We start from the raw sequence: 14,596 nt of genomic DNA, 5'->3' as shown, positions 1-14,596 counted from the left end.
GTACCGTGGAACCTGTACAGCAGTTTGGACGACACGCGACAAGGCGGTGCCGGCGCTACTTGCCGAGCATTTTGCCGTCGTAGATGCGAGGCGAGAGGAGGGCCCGATGGGCATCGTGCAGCGATTCGAACGAAAGCTCCAAGGAGCTGTCGGCGACGCATTCGCGCGGGTCTTCGGTGGTGGTGTTGTGCCGCAGGAAGTAGAGGCGGCGCTGCAGCAGGAGGCACGTGACCGCGTCGAGCACCTCGGCGGCGGAATCCTTCTCGCCCCCAACAACTACGTGATCACCATCAACAACTCCGATCACGAAGAGTTGGCAGCCGATCGCGAACTGACGATAAAAGCTTTCAGCCGACACCTGCAGGATTTCATCCGCGATCAGGGTTGGCAGACGTACGGCGACATCTCGGTCACCTTCGAGCCTTCGCCTACGCTCCACACCGGTCAGTTCCGCACCCGCGGAACCGTCGACCCGGATGGTGACGCCGAGCAGGCATCGCCGCCGTCGCATGTTCCGCAGGTTTCGTCGCGGCCTCCACAACGGCCGCCTCAGCGACCCGCACCGATTGTTCCCCCTGTTTCCAATCCAGTCCCGTCACAACCAGGAGCCGGCCCCATGACGCAGAACTCAGGCTACGAACCAAGCCGCGAACCGGCGGGTCGCCAGCCCGAACCGCAGCAGCCGGCACGGAACGGGTACTCCCACGACGACGGCGGTTACGCCGCTCCGCAGGGGCAGGAAGCGCCGTACCAGAACGGTTACGACCGCGGCGACGGTTACCGCACGGGCGACGACCAGCAGGGCTACAACCAGCAGCAGGGTGGCTACGACCAGCAGGCGCACCCGAACCAGCAGCAGCCGTACGAGCAGGCCGGTTACGACCAGCAGCAGGGCTATGACCAGCAGGGCGGCGGTTACGACCAGCAGGGCTACCAGCAGCAGCCGTACGACCAGCAGGGCTACGGCCAGCAGGCGTACCAGGGTGGGTACGACCAACAGGGCTACCAGCAGGGCGGCTACGACCAGCAGGGTTACCAGCAGCCGTACAACGGCCAGTCCTACGATCAGCCGAGCTACGACCAGCAGAACTACCAGCAGGGCGGCTACGACCAGCAGGCGTACACACAGCAGCCGTACGAGCAGGCCGGCTACGAGCAGGGCGGCAACTTCGAGCAGACGCAGGCCTACCCGCAGCAGGGCTACGCCCAGCCGCAGGGCGGTTACGCACCGACGGCCCAGAGCCTGACGGCGACCCTGCAGCTCGAAGACGGCAGCGGACGCCACTTCCAGCTTCGCGACGGCAGCAATGTCATCGGCCGCGGCCAGGAAGCTCAGTTCCGCCTCCCGGACACCGGCGTCTCACGTCGCCACATCGACATCCGTTGGGACGGCCGCACCGCGATGCTGTCCGATTTGGGATCCACGAACGGCACCACCGTCAACGGAGCACCCGTCCAGGACTGGCAGCTGGCAGACGGCGACATCATTCGTGCAGGTCACTCGGAGATTCTGGTTCGCATTCTCTGAGCTGAGAAACGGACGCCAGGATTTTTCCGATAACAATCGAACATTCGGCGGTCCGTCGGCGCGCCGCCGTCACGCGGCTGTCATATCGTAATCTTCGGGGCCCAGAGCCCCCTATGATGCTGCCAGTCGACAATGCTCGAACCCCGCTGCGGCGGGGCTCGAGCCATAGAAGGAGGTGGACAGCCGTGCAGGGCCTGATTCTGCAACTCACACGGGCGGGCTTCCTGCTCCTACTGTGGCTGTTCGTCTGGGCAGTCCTCCGCACTCTCCGCTCCGACATCTATGCCGGCTCCGGGGTCAGGGTTCCGCCGCGGTACGCCCGCGCCGGAAAGGTCCTTCCCTCGCTGGGCAAGGCGAAGGTGCCTCGGTACCTGGTGGTCACGCAGGGCGCTCTGGCCGGTACCCGCATCACCCTCGGCTCTCAGCCCGTCATGATCGGCCGCGCCGATGATTCGACGCTCGTTCTCACCGACGATTACGCGTCGACGCGCCATGCGCGGCTCTCGCAGCGTGGCGCCGACTGGTACGTCGAGGATCTCGGTTCAACCAACGGCACCTATCTGGACCGCGCCAAGGTCACGACCGCGGTGCGCGTCCCGCTGGGCACTCCGGTTCGCGTCGGCAAGACGGTAATCGAGCTACGCCCGTGACCCTTGTTCTCCGCTACGCGGCGCGCAGCGACCGCGGTCTCGTGCGCTCCAACAACGAAGATTCCGTGTACGCCGGTGCACGCCTGCTGGCCTTGGCCGACGGTATGGGCGGACACGCTGCCGGTGAGGTCGCGTCGCAGTTGATGATTGCCGCCCTGGCGCATCTCGACGACGACGAGCCCGGCGAGGATCTGCTCGGCAAGCTCGAGGCAGCCACCCGCGAGGGCAACGATTCCATCGCCGATCACGTCGAGGAAGAACCCGAACTCGACGGCATGGGCACCACGCTCACCGCGATCCTCTTCTCCGGCAGCAAGCTCGGTCTCGTGCACATCGGCGACTCGCGCGCCTACCTGCTGCGTGACGACCATCTGACGCAGATCACCCGCGACGACACGTTCGTTCAGTCGTTGGTCGACGAGGGCAGGATCACCGCCGAGCAGGCACACACGCACCCGCAGCGATCCCTGATCATGCGGGCGTTGACCGGAAACGAGATCGAGCCGACGCTCACCGTGCGCGAAGCTCGCGCCGGCGATCGTTACCTGCTCTGCTCCGACGGCCTCTCCGACGTGGTCAGCGACGAGACCATCGAGAACACGATGCGCGAGGGCTCGCAGGAGCAGTGCGCCGATCGTCTCATCGAATTGGCGCTGCGCAGCGGCGGTCCCGACAACGTCACCGTCGTCGTCGCCGATGTCATCGACCTCGACTACGGCCAGTCGCATCCCATCGTCGCGGGCGCCGCGTCGACGGAAGAGGAAGAGGACGCCCCTCCCCCCAACACCGCTGCCGGCCGCGCCGCAGCCATGCGCCCGCCGCGCGCGACGCCCAAGCGAGTTGTCTCCCAGCCCGAACCGGAACCGAAGAAGAAGCGGAACCGGTTGTGGTGGGTGGTCCTCGCCGTGGTGCTGATCGCGCTTGTCGGTGTCGGAGCTGTGATCGGCCGCGCCGTCATCCGCAACAACTACTACGTCGGCGAAGACAACGGCCGCGTGACGGTGCTGCGCGGCATCCCCGGTTCTGTGCTCGGCTACTCGCTGCAGGACGCGGACCTGGTGGGCTGCGTCGGCGACGACGACGTCCTCACCCTCGTCTCCCCCGACGCGATTCCCAGCGACTGCAACATCCTCGAGGTCGCCGATCTGCAGCCGTCGGCGCAGGAACAGGTGCGCGCCGGGCTGCCGTCCGGCAAGCGTGAAGATGCGCAGAGCCAGATGATCCGTCTCATCGGCGGCGATCTGCTGCCTCGATGTGAGCCGGTTCCGACGACGACGGCAACGCCCACTCCCCCGCCTGCACCGGAGACCACCCCGGCTCCTGCGCCGCCCGCGGAGCCGGCCGCGCCGACAACGGCGACACCCACGACTACGCCTACGCCGACCGAAGTTCCCGGTCAGACTTGCAGGACGGTCAACTGATGTCGTCCAACGCAGCTGCGGGGACGGCTTTTCCGAGTCCGCCCGGAGGTTTTGCCCCGGCGCCGGTCCAGTCGACCCGCCGAAACATGGAGCTACTGCTCCTGGGCTTTGCCGTCATCATCACGACGGTCTCGCTCCTACTCGTCGAGGCGAGCCAGGAACAGAAGATCACTCTCGATCTGGCGAAGTACGCGCTCGCGTACACGGGCTTGTTCCTGATCGCGCACTTGGCAATTCGGCGGTATGCGCCGTACGCCGATCCGCTGCTACTGCCGATCGTCGCCCTGCTCAACGGCCTGGGGTTGGTGCTCATCCACCGACTCGACCTCGCCGACGAACAGACAGCGCTCTACAACGGCGTCGAGGCACCGTCACCGGATGCGAACCAGCAGGTCATGTGGACTGCACTGGCGATCACCGGTTTTGTGCTGCTGCTCGTGTTCTTGAAGGACTACCGCCTGATGGCGCGTTTCAGCTACACGCTCGGCCTTGCGGGCCTGGTGTTCCTGGCGATTCCCGCGATCCTGCCGGCGAAGTTCTCGAGCGTGAACGGCGCAAAGATCTGGATTCGCCTGCCCGGATTCAGCATTCAGCCAGGTGAGTTCGCGAAGATCCTGCTCATCATCTTCTTCGCGTCAGTGCTCGTCGCCAAGCGCGACCTGTTCACCTCGGCCGGTAAACACTTCCTGGGCATGGACTTTCCGCGTGCCCGCGACCTCGGCCCGATCCTGCTCGCCTGGATCGTCTCGGTGGGCGTGCTCGTCTTCGAGACCGACCTCGGCACGTCGCTGCTGCTTTTCAGCACCGTGCTGGTGATGCTCTACATCGCGACCGAACGTGTGGGCTGGCTGGTGATCGGCAGCGGACTGCTCGCCATCGGATTCTTCTTCGCCTACAAGATGTTCGGACACGTGCGCGTCCGCGTCGACACCTGGCTGGACCCGCTCGGCGACTACGCCAATACCGGTTATCAGATCTCGCAATCGCTGTTCGGCCTGGCCACCGGCGGTATCGCCGGAACAGGTCTGGGCAGTGGACGGCCCAACCAGGTGCCGTTCGCGAAGACGGACTTCATCATCGCGACCATCGGCGAAGAGCTCGGCCTGATCGGCCTGGCCGCTGTGCTGATGCTGTTCCTGCTCCTCATCGTGCGCGGCCTGCGTACGGCACTGGCAGTGCGCGACAGCTTCGGCAAACTGCTCGCCGCCGGTCTGTCGTTCACCATCGCGATCCAGATCTTCGTCGTCGTCGGCGGCGTCACCAAGCTGATCCCGCTGACGGGTCTGACAACACCGTTCATGTCGTACGGCGGCTCGTCGCTGCTCGCGAACTACCTACTGCTGGCCATCCTCGTCCGGATCTCGGACGCGGCTCGTGCGCCGGTAGTGACGAAGAAGAAAGGCCCGCCCCCAATCGCTGACGCCAATACCGAGATGATGCCGCGCGTATGAACACTCCACTGCGCCGCGTCGCGATGGCCGTCATGGTGATGGTCGTCGCGCTCCTCGCCAACGCCACGTACGTACAGGTCATCAAAGCTGACGACCTGCGAGCCGACCCGCGCAACTCACGGGTGCTGCTCGACGAGTACTCACGCCAGCGAGGTCAGATCTCGGCGGCCGGACAGGTACTGGCGGCCTCCCAGGCCACCGACGACCGGTACAAGTATCTGCGCCAGTATCCGAATCCGTACCCGTACGCACCGGTCACGGGCTTCTACTCGATGCAGTACGGCAGCGCCGGCCTCGAGCGCACCGAGGATCCGATTCTCAACGGCTCGGACAACCGGCTGTTCAGCCAGCGCTTCTTCGACCTGGTGTCCGGACGCGATCCGCGCGGCGGCAACGTCGTCACGACGCTCAATCCGGCCATGCAGCAGGTGGCCTACGACCAGTTGACCAGCAAGGGCTACACCGGTTCCGTCGTCGCCATCGAGCCGAGCACCGGGCGCATCCTGACAATGGTCAGCACCCCGAGCTACGACCCGAACCTGCTTGCCAGCCACGACGGCGCCGAAACCACGAAGGCGTGGGACGAGCTCAACGCCGATCCCAACGATCCGCTGGTCAACCGCGCGATCTCGCAGACCTACCCTCCCGGTTCGACGTTCAAGGTGCTCACCACGGCCGCAGCTCTGGGCAACGGTGCGACCCCGGACGACCAGCTGACCGCGGCGCCGCAGATCACGCTGCCCGGCACCAATACGACCCTCGAGAACTACAACGGCAGCACCTGCGGTCCCAATCCGACGGCGTCGTTGCGTGAAGCGTTTGCGCGTTCGTGCAACACGGCCTTCGTCGAACTGGGTATCAAGGACGGCGCGGACGCCATCAAGGACGAGGCCAGCGCTTTCGGCATCGGACCCAACACTCCCGCGATCCCGCTGCCGGTTGCGGACAGCACCGTCGGCGACATCTCCGACGACGCGGCCCTCGGCCAGACCAGCATCGGCCAGCGTGACGTTGCGGTCACCCCGCTCGAGAATGCAGTGATCGCCGCGACCGTCGCCAACGGTGGTGTGCGGATGCAGCCCAACCTGATCTCCCAGTTGCAGGCACCCGATCTGACCGATCTCAGTACGCCGTCACCGGTGTCGATGGGTCAGGCGATCTCGCCGGCAGTGGCGGCAACGCTGACTGATCTGATGATCGGCTCGGAGAACTTCACCGGCGGCGACGGCAAGATCCCCGGGGTTCAGATCGCGTCCAAGACCGGTACCGCCGAGCACGGCGTGAACCCGCGGGAAACCCCGCCGCACGCCTGGTACATCGCTTTTGCACCGGCGCAGAATCCGACGGTCGCCGTGGCCGTCATCGTCGAGAACGGTGGTGACCGCGGACTCGCCGCTACCGGTGGCTCGGTTGCTGCGCCGATCGGTCGTGCAGTCATCGCAGCCGGAATCCAAGGGGGCTGAACCGTGGCGTTGAACAACGGCGCTTTGATCGCCGATCGTTACCGATTGATCCGTCTCATCGCCACCGGCGGGATGGGTCAGGTGTGGGAAGCCACCGACTCCCGGCTCAACCGTCGCGTCGCCGTCAAGGTACTCAAGTCCGAGTTCTCTTCCGATCCGGAGTTCTTGGAGCGCTTCCGCTTCGAGGCCCGCACCACCGCGCAGCTCAACCATCCCGGTATCGCCGGAATCTACGACTACGGCGAGACCCGCGACAGCTCGGGCGATTCCACGGCGTACCTGGTGATGGAACTCGTCAACGGGGAACCGCTCAACGCCGTCCTGGCGCGCGTCGGTCGCCTGGCGGTTCCGCATGCCCTCGACATGCTCGAGCAGACCGGCCGCGCCCTCCAGGTCGCACACGACGCCGGTGTCGTGCACCGGGACGTGAAGCCGGGCAACATCCTCATCACGCCGACGGGCCAGGTGAAGATCACGGACTTCGGCATCGCCAAGGCCGTCGAGAACTCACCTGTCACGCGCACGGGAATGGTGATGGGCACTGCCCAGTACATCGCACCCGAGCAGGCTCTCGGTCAGGACGCGACCGCGGCGAGTGACGTGTACTCGCTGGGAATCGTCGGATACGAAGCACTTTCGGGTCGACGCCCGTTCACCGGTGACGGCGCCCTGACCGTCGCGATGAAGCACGTGCAGGAAACCCCGGCGCCGATGCCGGACGACCTGCCGCCGAACATCCGCGAGCTCATCGACATCACGTTGGCCAAGGATCCGGCCGGCCGCTACGCCAGTGGTGGCGAGTTCGCCGACGCCGTCGCAGCTGTCCGCGCGGGTCGGCGTCCACCGCCGCCCGGTCTGCTCGCCACCGGTGCCGCAAGCGCGTTGCCGGCGACGGGCGCCACGCAGGTCATGCCGCCGACGTACGCGGGCCCGGCGACGGGCGCAGCTGCTGCGGACGACGCGGCAGCCGGCGGAATGACCAGTGGGCAGAAAGCCGTGGCGTGGGCCGCAGGTGGATTGATCTTGTTGGCGTTGATCATCGGCGGAGTCTGGATCGCGACCGACGGTCCGAGCGACCCGACGCCGCCCGTCGTCACGTCCACGACGTTGCCGACTACGACGACGCCCAAGCCCACCACGACAACGACTCGGCCGACGACGACGACCACCGAGCCGACCACCACGACGACTCGGCCGACCACAACCACGACCGAGCCGACCACCACCACCACGACAACTCCGACCACGACAACAACCACTCCGACGACCACAACCACCACCACGACGACAACGACGACCACAACGACCACTGAGCCGTTGGCGGATCCCGGAGACGCTGAAGAACCGCTAGGACAAGACCAATGACGACACCCCGCAATCTCTCCTCCCGCTACGAGCTGGGTGAGATTCTCGGCTTCGGCGGAATGTCCGAGGTTCACCTGGCGCGCGACCTCCGACTCAGCCGCGACGTCGCGATCAAGGTGCTGCGTGCAGACCTCGCGCGCGACCCCACGTTCTACCTGCGGTTCCGTCGTGAGGCGCAGAACGCTGCCGCGCTGAACCATCCGGCGATCGTGGCCGTCTACGACACCGGTGAAGCCGAGACCGACGCCGGGCCGCTGCCGTACATCGTCATGGAGTACGTCGACGGCGACACGTTGCGTGACATCGTTCGCGGCACCGGGCCGATGGCTCCGCGCAAGGCGATGGAAGTGATCGCGGACGTCTGTGCCGCTTTGGACTTCAGCCACCGCAACGGCATCGTGCACCGCGACGTCAAGCCCGCCAACATCATGATCAACCGTGCCGGCGCCGTGAAGGTGATGGACTTCGGCATTGCCCGTGCCATTTCCGACGCGTCGAGCCCGATGACGCAGACGGCTGCCGTGATCGGCACCGCTCAGTACCTGTCGCCGGAGCAGGCGCGGGGTGAGCAGGTGGACGCGCGTTCGGACGTCTACTCGCTCGGTTGTGTGCTGTTCGAGATTCTGACGGGCGAGCCGCCGTTCAAGGGTGATTCACCGGTCGCCGTGGCGTACCAGCATGTTCGTGAGGATCCGCAGACGCCGTCGGAAATCAATCCCGACATTCCGCGCGAGCTGGATTCGATCATTCTCAAGGCGATGAGCAAGAACCCGGCCAACCGCTACCAGAGCGCCGGCGACATGCGCAGCGACTTGGTACGCGTCCTGGGCGGTCAGCGTCCGAGTGCTCCGATGGTGATGAACGACGAGGACCGCACCACCATCCTCGGCGCCGTCGGCTCCGACACCGGGAACTACCGCACTGCTCCCGATCCGGTCGAGCCGGTTGCTGCGCGGACAACTCGCGCTGCCGAGCCGCCTGCCAAGAAGAAGGGCGGACGCTACGCCCTGATGGGCATCGCGGCGCTTCTGGTGATCGGTCTGGTGACGTTCTTCCTGATCCGGGTGAACTCGCCGAAGGTCGAGATGGTGACAGTTCCGGGTGACCTCACCAACCAGCCCGCCGACGTCGCCGAGGCGACACTGACGAACGCCGGATTCCAAGTGGAGCGTCAGCAGAAGACGGACAAGGTGATCGCGGCCGGAAACGTCATCACGACGCGTCCGGTTGCCGGGGTGCGCATCGAGAAGGGCAGCACCGTCACCATCGACGTGTCCACCGGACCCGAGCAGGTAGCCATTCCGCGCCTGACCGGCCTGAGCCAGGACGACGCCGAGAAGAAGCTCAACTCCGTCGGTCTCCGACTGGATCCGACCATCGGCAAGGCGGCATCGACCATTGCCGAGGTCGACAAGATCGTCAATCAGGACCCGGCCGTCGGAGTGTCGGTTGTTCTCGATTCCGCGGTCTCGATCACCGTCGGCACCGGCCCGGAGCAGGTTCGCGTCCCGGATGTGACCGGCCAGCGTGAAGAGGTGGCGAGGCCCAACATCGAAGGTGCCGGGTTCGCCGTCCAGATCACGGAGATCGATTCGGGTCTGCCGAAGGGGCAGGTCGTTTCGACCGACCCGACCGGTGGCACATCGGCAACCAAGGGTTCGACCGTGACGCTGCGAGTGTCCAACGGCAACCAGGTCGCGATGCCTGATCTCACCAACAAGACGGTGTCGGAGGCGTTGACCACGCTTCGGGCCGCCGGCTGGGCGGGAACCGCATCGCAGCTGGTGCAGAACCAGAGCACGACGCTCACCCCGGAAATGGTGGGCAAGATCGTCTCGCAGACGCAGCCTCCGGGCTCGGAGATCTCCAAGGACGCGGTCATCACCGTCAGCGTCGGAGCGCTCGGAATCCCCGGCCGCTAGACAAAGCGAAAAAGAGTGCCTCCCGGAGATTTCCGGGAGGCACTTTTTTGTGGACAGGTGTCAGAGAATTGCGGGCAGGGCTCCACCGAGCGCCGACGCGACCTCGGCCTCGAGGGCTGCGACGAGCCCTTCCGGCGGCGCCTCACCGCAGACTGCGAGCCAGTTCGCGAGCATCCGGTGCCCACCCTGGGTGAGGACGGATTCGGGGTGGAACTGGACGCCGTGAATCGGCAGTTCGCGGTGACGCATCGCCATCACGACGCCGCTCTCGGTGTGTGCGGTCACCTCGAGTTCCTCGGGAATGGTGTCCTCGAGAACCGTCAGCGAGTGATAGCGGGTAGCGGTGAACGGATCGGGCAAGCCGGCCAGGACGCCGACGCCCTTGTGGTGCACCAGGCTCGTCTTGCCGTGAAGCAGTTCGGGCGCGCGGTCGACGGTTCCACCAAAGGCCGCACCGATCGCCTGATGCCCGAGGCAGACGCCGAGCAGCGGGGTCTTGGTGTCGGCGCAGACCTTCACCAGATCCATCGTCGCTCCCGCGCGCTGCGGAGTTCCGGGGCCCGGGCTCAGGAGAATGCCGTCGAACTGCGCTACTGCACCCTCGAGGTCGGCCGTCAGTTGTGGATCGTCGTTGCGCCAGACCACGGCTTCGGTTCCGAGCTGGCCGAGGTACTGCACCAGGTTGAACACAAAGCTGTCGTAGTTGTCGACGACGAGAATCCTCATGAGAGCAGGGTAAACGCCCGTGCTATCCGCCGGTATAGGCGGGGACCGTGATCTGCGACGGGGTTGCCTGCGTGTACCCGAGGCCGAAGCGGGTCGCGTACTGCTTGTAGATCCGAATACCCGGTTCGGCGGCCAGTGCCGCCTCGAGGCGTGCAACGTCGCCGATGGCACTCATCACGTAGGGCGGACTGTAGGTACGGCCGTGAAGAAGGAGAGTGTTTCCGATGCACCGCGGCGCCGACGTACTGATGATCCGTTGGTCCTGCATGCCCACCGCTTCGGCCCCGCCGGCCCACAGTGCGTTCAGGACGCTCTGGACGTCCTGCTGATGCACGACGAGGTCGTCCGGGGTGGCGTCGACCGGATACTTGCCGTCGGCATTGCGCGGGGCGTCCGTCATCGTGACCACGACGCCCGGGCCGGTCATCTCCGTCAGTCCCGCGTCGGCGGAGATGTTCTTGATGTCACCGAGGGCTGCTGCCACTCCGGCGTCGGACCGAGCGGCGTCTTCCTGCAGCGAATCGAGCTGAGCGGCAAGTTCGTCCCGGTCGGCCGAAACTTTTTCGGCATTGGCCTGGGCACTGCGGACCAGATCGGAGAGCCTGGTGCTTTCGGTGACCTGCAGCTGATTTTCCTCGGCGGATCTCTGCGCCGTGGCGACCATCAGACCGGCTACCAGGCAGACGGCAAGTACACCGATGTGCCAGACGGTTCGTGAAGATTCACCCGAAGACACGTGGCTCCTCCCGGATTGTGCAGGTCGGCCGGTGACCAACTGGACACAGCTACGTTAGCGTGTAGGTAACACATGCAGGTCACACCGTAGAGCGAGGACGTCATGCCCAAGTCGAAGGTCCGTAAGAAGAACGACTACACAGTCAACCCGGCAAACCGCACTCCGGTGAAGGTGAAGATGGGTCCGTCGAGCACTTTGTATGTCTCCGTGATGCTCGGATTCATGCTTGTCGGCCTGGCGTGGTTGATTGTGTACTACTTGGCCGCGGATTCGATCACGTGGATGAACGACTTGGGAAACTATAACTTCCTCGTCGGCTTCGGTTTCATGGTTGTCGGCCTTGTCATGACCATGAGATGGCGCTGACCGGCGAGTATCTGATTCGGCTCGGATCGTGACCGTCTTTCAATTACATGGGTGTCATTCATCCCCATTGTGGATAACTCCTGTGGACAACCTAGGAAGTTATCCACATGCTCGAGGATGAATTTCATCCACAGCCTCGTGACAACGCCACGGAGGTCGTCTCGTGGGCCACTCCGATGGGTGTTGTCTATGCGATGTTCGGCGGAGGAGTTGCCCTCGCGATCGCCTCGATCGTCGCGCCCACGGAGCCTGCCGGACGCTTCCTGCTCGCCCTCGCGGTGATCGGGCTGTTCGTGATGGGCGGACTCGCTCTGCGTCAGCGTCCCCGGCTGGCGGTGATCGAAGACGGGGGAACCAAATCGATCGCGGTGCAGCGACTTCGCGCCCGGCACACGTTCACTCGCGAACAGATCGACCGCGTGCGGCTTGTCCGCTACCCGCGTCTGGGTCGACGCGTCCCGATGCTCGAGATCGACATCGTCGACCGGCCCACCGACACGGAGAAGCTGTTGATCTTCGGACGCTGGGATCTCGGTACGTCGCCGGAGGACGTCCTGGACGTGCTCGCTGTCCATGGTTTGGTGCCGCCGGAGAAGTAAGCGCGGGTTACATGGCCAGTGCCGCGAGGTCCGGCTGCACGATGTCGAGAGCCTGTTGCGGCACTGCTACGGCGTCGCTCGACCATCCCCAGATCGAGTACAGCTCACGGCCTGGATCGGTGTATCCGTCGCGGCCGTGCAGTACCCGGTAGTTGTCGATGCAGATCATCTCGCCGGCGTCGGCGCGGAACATCGGCCCACTGTCTCGCACGTGAATCACGGCTTCACTCCACTGCTTCACCAGCGGCCACTGCGCTTCTTCCGATTCGCCGGCGATCGGCGCGAGATATGGGTGATACCGAACCTGGTTGCGTCCACTCGGCACCGTCCGGGCGATCGGCGCAAATGTGTTCTGCGGGAAGTTCGGTTCAGAATGATCGATGTCTGTGCTCCAACAGAATTCGGCCAGTCCCGCTGTTGCGGGATCGAAGGCGAGCAATCGCGTCAGTTTGACCGCGTCGATGAGAAACGAGTCGCCGCCACTCGGGTACGCCGGTCGCTTGCACCACAGAAACAGATAGTCGGGCGCGTAATCGCCGAAAGCAAAACCGTCGTTGTGGGCGGTCATCCGCTCGCCGGAGATACCGAACGAGCGCTTGCGCCCGCGTTCGTCCACCGGTTGCGTGTCGACGACAGCTGCTTCGGCATCCTGACTCTTGGCGCTCGCCTCGAACTGGCGGCCGACGCGAATGCACTTCTCACCGAGCAACTTCGACGCGAAAGCAATGGCGTCATCCTCCGTATGCAGCCCACCGAAGACCGCGGCGCCGTCCAGAGCGATCGCCGCCCGGACGGCCTCGACCGTCTCCACACGCCGCGGAACAACACTTGCCAGCGTCAATTCGGAAGAAAACATTCATGACTCCATACGTCGAGTTGGCCAAACGGTTCAACTCGAGCGTAGGAACTCGTCATTTCGACGGCGTAACTCCGGAAACCGATTCGGTTACGGAGCAGGGCTTCAAATCACACTGCCCTTCAAATCACACGGCCCTTCAAATCACCTTGCCAGGGTTCATGATTCCGTGCGGGTCGAGCGCCCCCTTGATTGCGTGATGCATCGCGACAACTGCCGGTGACAGTTCTTGCGCCAGGCCGCCCATCTTCAGCAGGCCGACGCCGTGCTCGCCGGTGACGGTTCCGCCCAACTCGAGGGCGTTGTCGATGATCTCGGCAAAAGCGGCCTGAGCGCGTCGTCGCGCCGCTTCGTCGTCGTGAGGCGTGATCAGCAGCGGATGCAGGTTGCCGTCACCCGCGTGCGCGATGTTCGCGATGTGCGTGTCGTGACGGGCCGAGATGGCTTCGATGCGTGCCAGCATCTCCGGGACCGCCGCCTTGGGAACACAGATGTCCTCGGTCAGCACCGGGCCGAGCCGCTCGAGGGCGGGGTACGCCAGTCGCCTGGCGGAGAACAGCGCGTCGGCTTCCTCCTGGTCGGTGGACCTGGCACTCCAGGTTGCTCCGGAGCGGTTGAAACAAGCCAACATTCGCTCGGCTTCGGCGTCGCCTATCTCGCCGGGTGTGTCGATGCGGCCGAGCAGGACCACCTCGGCGTCGGCCGAGAGACCCATGTTCTTCCAGGCGTCGACGGCAAGCAGGCACTGCCGGTCGATCAGCTCGAGAGCAGAGGGCGTGAGACCGTCGGCAGCGACGGCTTCGACGGCCTTGCCCGCAGCGACGATGGAGTCGAAGTATCCGACGATGGTGCGTTCAGGATCGCGCTGAGGACGAAGCTTGACGGTCACCTCGGTGATCACCCCGAGAGTGCCTTCGGAGCCGACCATGAGCGCCGATAGATCAAACCCAGCCACTCCCTTGGCAGTTCGGCGCCCGAGCCGAACCAGCTCGCCGGTTCCGGTGACCACCTGCATGCCCAGCACGTAGTCCTTGGTGACGCCGTACTTGACGCAGCACAAGCCGCCGGCATTGGTCGCGACGTTGCCGCCGATCGTCGACCAGGGCGCGCTGGCCGGATCGGGCGGGTACCAGAGGCCGTGCTCGGCGCAGGCGTCGCGGAGGTGATCGTTGACCACTCCGGGTTCGACCACAGCCAAACGCTCGAGGGTGTTGATCTCCTTGATGGCATTCATCGCATCGAAGGCGATCACGACGCCACCGGTGACCGCGTTGGCTCCGCCCGACAGCCCGGTACCGGCGCCGCGCGTCACGACGGGAGCACCGTGGGCGATGCACGCCTGCACAACGGCCTGTACCTGCTCGGCTGTGCGCGGACGGACCACTGCGACAGGCATCTCATAGGGAGCCCACTCGGCGTCGTCGTGGATGTAGCTCGCCATGATGTCGGGGTCGGTGATCAGTCGATCCGCATCGATCTGCGAGCCGAGCGCCTCGAGGAGTGTCATGCCTCC

The 14,596-nt window shown here is 65.1% G+C and carries 13 protein-coding genes; 9 read left to right on the top strand and 4 right to left on the bottom strand.

Annotated elements, in window-relative coordinates:
* The first annotated feature begins 106 nt into the window (after positions 1 to 106).
* The 7 genes from QM716_RS19290 (at position 107) to pknB (ending at position 9,800) form a co-directional block, all read left to right on the top strand.
* Positions 107 to 1,528, top strand: a complete 1,422-nt coding sequence (locus QM716_RS19290) for an FHA domain-containing protein (RefSeq protein ID WP_283305678.1) — start codon at positions 107 to 109, stop codon at positions 1,526 to 1,528.
* Between the two features lie 185 nt (positions 1,529 to 1,713).
* Positions 1,714 to 2,178 carry an FHA domain-containing protein FhaB/FipA gene (locus tag QM716_RS19285; RefSeq protein ID WP_283305677.1) on the top strand — a complete coding sequence of 155 codons (465 nt, stop codon included), beginning with the start codon at positions 1,714 to 1,716 and terminating at the stop codon, positions 2,176 to 2,178.
* Positions 2,175 to 3,599, top strand: coding sequence for a PP2C family protein-serine/threonine phosphatase (locus tag QM716_RS19280; RefSeq protein ID WP_283305676.1), 1,425 nt, complete (start codon positions 2,175 to 2,177; stop codon positions 3,597 to 3,599). The genes QM716_RS19285 and QM716_RS19280 overlap by 4 nt, the downstream gene beginning before the upstream one ends.
* Positions 3,599 to 5,050, top strand: coding sequence for an FtsW/RodA/SpoVE family cell cycle protein (locus QM716_RS19275; protein ID WP_283305675.1), 1,452 nt, complete (start codon positions 3,599 to 3,601; stop codon positions 5,048 to 5,050). The genes QM716_RS19280 and QM716_RS19275 overlap by 1 nt, the downstream gene beginning before the upstream one ends.
* Positions 5,047 to 6,513 carry a peptidoglycan D,D-transpeptidase FtsI family protein gene (locus QM716_RS19270; RefSeq protein WP_283305673.1) on the top strand — a complete coding sequence of 489 codons (1,467 nt, stop codon included), beginning with the start codon at positions 5,047 to 5,049 and terminating at the stop codon, positions 6,511 to 6,513. Before QM716_RS19275 ends, QM716_RS19270 begins: the two co-directional genes overlap by 4 nt.
* 3 nt (positions 6,514 to 6,516) lie before the next feature.
* Positions 6,517 to 7,878 (top strand): protein kinase domain-containing protein, encoded by a 1,362-nt coding sequence (locus QM716_RS19265; protein WP_283305672.1) that lies wholly within the window; start codon positions 6,517 to 6,519, stop codon positions 7,876 to 7,878.
* A complete protein-coding gene (gene pknB / locus QM716_RS19260; protein ID WP_283305670.1) occupies positions 7,875 to 9,800 on the top strand; it encodes a Stk1 family PASTA domain-containing Ser/Thr kinase in 1,926 nt (641 codons plus the stop codon). The genes QM716_RS19265 and pknB overlap by 4 nt, the downstream gene beginning before the upstream one ends.
* Before the next feature lie 60 nt (positions 9,801 to 9,860).
* On the opposite strand, the gene QM716_RS19255 is transcribed toward pknB, so the two are convergent.
* Positions 9,861 to 10,526 carry an aminodeoxychorismate/anthranilate synthase component II gene (locus QM716_RS19255; protein WP_283305669.1) on the bottom strand — a complete coding sequence of 222 codons (666 nt, stop codon included), beginning with the start codon at positions 10,524 to 10,526 and terminating at the stop codon, positions 9,861 to 9,863.
* Between the two features lie 22 nt (positions 10,527 to 10,548).
* Positions 10,549 to 11,262: a DUF881 domain-containing protein gene (locus tag QM716_RS19250; protein WP_020967993.1), complete on the bottom strand. Its 714-nt coding sequence runs from the start codon at positions 11,260 to 11,262 to the stop codon at positions 10,549 to 10,551.
* 102 nt (positions 11,263 to 11,364) lie between these two features.
* On the opposite strand from QM716_RS19250, the gene crgA reads away from it, so the two are divergent.
* Positions 11,365 to 11,628, top strand: a complete 264-nt coding sequence (gene crgA / locus QM716_RS19245; RefSeq protein WP_003942576.1) for a cell division protein CrgA — start codon at positions 11,365 to 11,367, stop codon at positions 11,626 to 11,628.
* A 107-nt stretch (positions 11,629 to 11,735) separates the two neighbouring features.
* Positions 11,736 to 12,227, top strand: coding sequence for a PH domain-containing protein (locus QM716_RS19240; RefSeq protein ID WP_283305668.1), 492 nt, complete (start codon positions 11,736 to 11,738; stop codon positions 12,225 to 12,227).
* Between the two features lie 7 nt (positions 12,228 to 12,234).
* Here QM716_RS19240 and QM716_RS19235 read toward each other — a convergent pair whose 3' ends face one another.
* Together QM716_RS19235 and QM716_RS19230 are read right to left on the bottom strand one after the other, a co-directional pair.
* Positions 12,235 to 13,083 carry a TauD/TfdA family dioxygenase gene (locus tag QM716_RS19235; protein WP_283305667.1) on the bottom strand — a complete coding sequence of 283 codons (849 nt, stop codon included), beginning with the start codon at positions 13,081 to 13,083 and terminating at the stop codon, positions 12,235 to 12,237.
* Positions 13,084 to 13,222: 139 nt separating this feature from the next.
* Entirely contained in the window at positions 13,223 to 14,590 is a 1,368-nt protein-coding gene (locus tag QM716_RS19230; protein ID WP_283305665.1) for an FAD-binding oxidoreductase, read from the bottom strand.
* Positions 14,591 to 14,596: the final 6 nt, after the last annotated feature.

The organism is Rhodococcus sp. IEGM 1409 (genome assembly GCF_030056735.1).
Taxonomy (GTDB): Bacteria; Actinomycetota; Actinomycetes; order Mycobacteriales; family Mycobacteriaceae; genus Rhodococcus_F.
The sequence above is the reverse complement of the archived record's forward strand: the minus strand, read 5'-3'. Positions and strand labels throughout refer to the sequence as shown.

Bases quoted from the DNA above. Each gene is read 5' to 3' on its own strand.
- QM716_RS19290 (WP_283305678.1), top strand. From the start codon at position 107: ATGGGCATCGTGCAGCGATTCGAACGAAAGCTCCAAGGAGCTGTCGGC.
- QM716_RS19275 (WP_283305675.1), top strand. From the start codon at position 3,599: ATGTCGTCCAACGCAGCTGCGGGGACGGCTTTTCCGAGTCCGCCCGGA.
- QM716_RS19270 (WP_283305673.1), top strand. From the start codon at position 5,047: ATGAACACTCCACTGCGCCGCGTCGCGATGGCCGTCATGGTGATGGTC.
- pknB (WP_283305670.1), top strand. From the start codon at position 7,875: ATGACGACACCCCGCAATCTCTCCTCCCGCTACGAGCTGGGTGAGATT.
- QM716_RS19255 (WP_283305669.1), bottom strand. From the start codon at position 10,526: ATGAGGATTCTCGTCGTCGACAACTACGACAGCTTTGTGTTCAACCTG.
- crgA (WP_003942576.1), top strand. From the start codon at position 11,365: ATGCCCAAGTCGAAGGTCCGTAAGAAGAACGACTACACAGTCAACCCG.
- QM716_RS19240 (WP_283305668.1), top strand. From the start codon at position 11,736: ATGCTCGAGGATGAATTTCATCCACAGCCTCGTGACAACGCCACGGAG.
- QM716_RS19235 (WP_283305667.1), bottom strand. From the start codon at position 13,083: ATGTTTTCTTCCGAATTGACGCTGGCAAGTGTTGTTCCGCGGCGTGTG.
- QM716_RS19230 (WP_283305665.1), bottom strand. From the start codon at position 14,590: ATGACACTCCTCGAGGCGCTCGGCTCGCAGATCGATGCGGATCGACTG.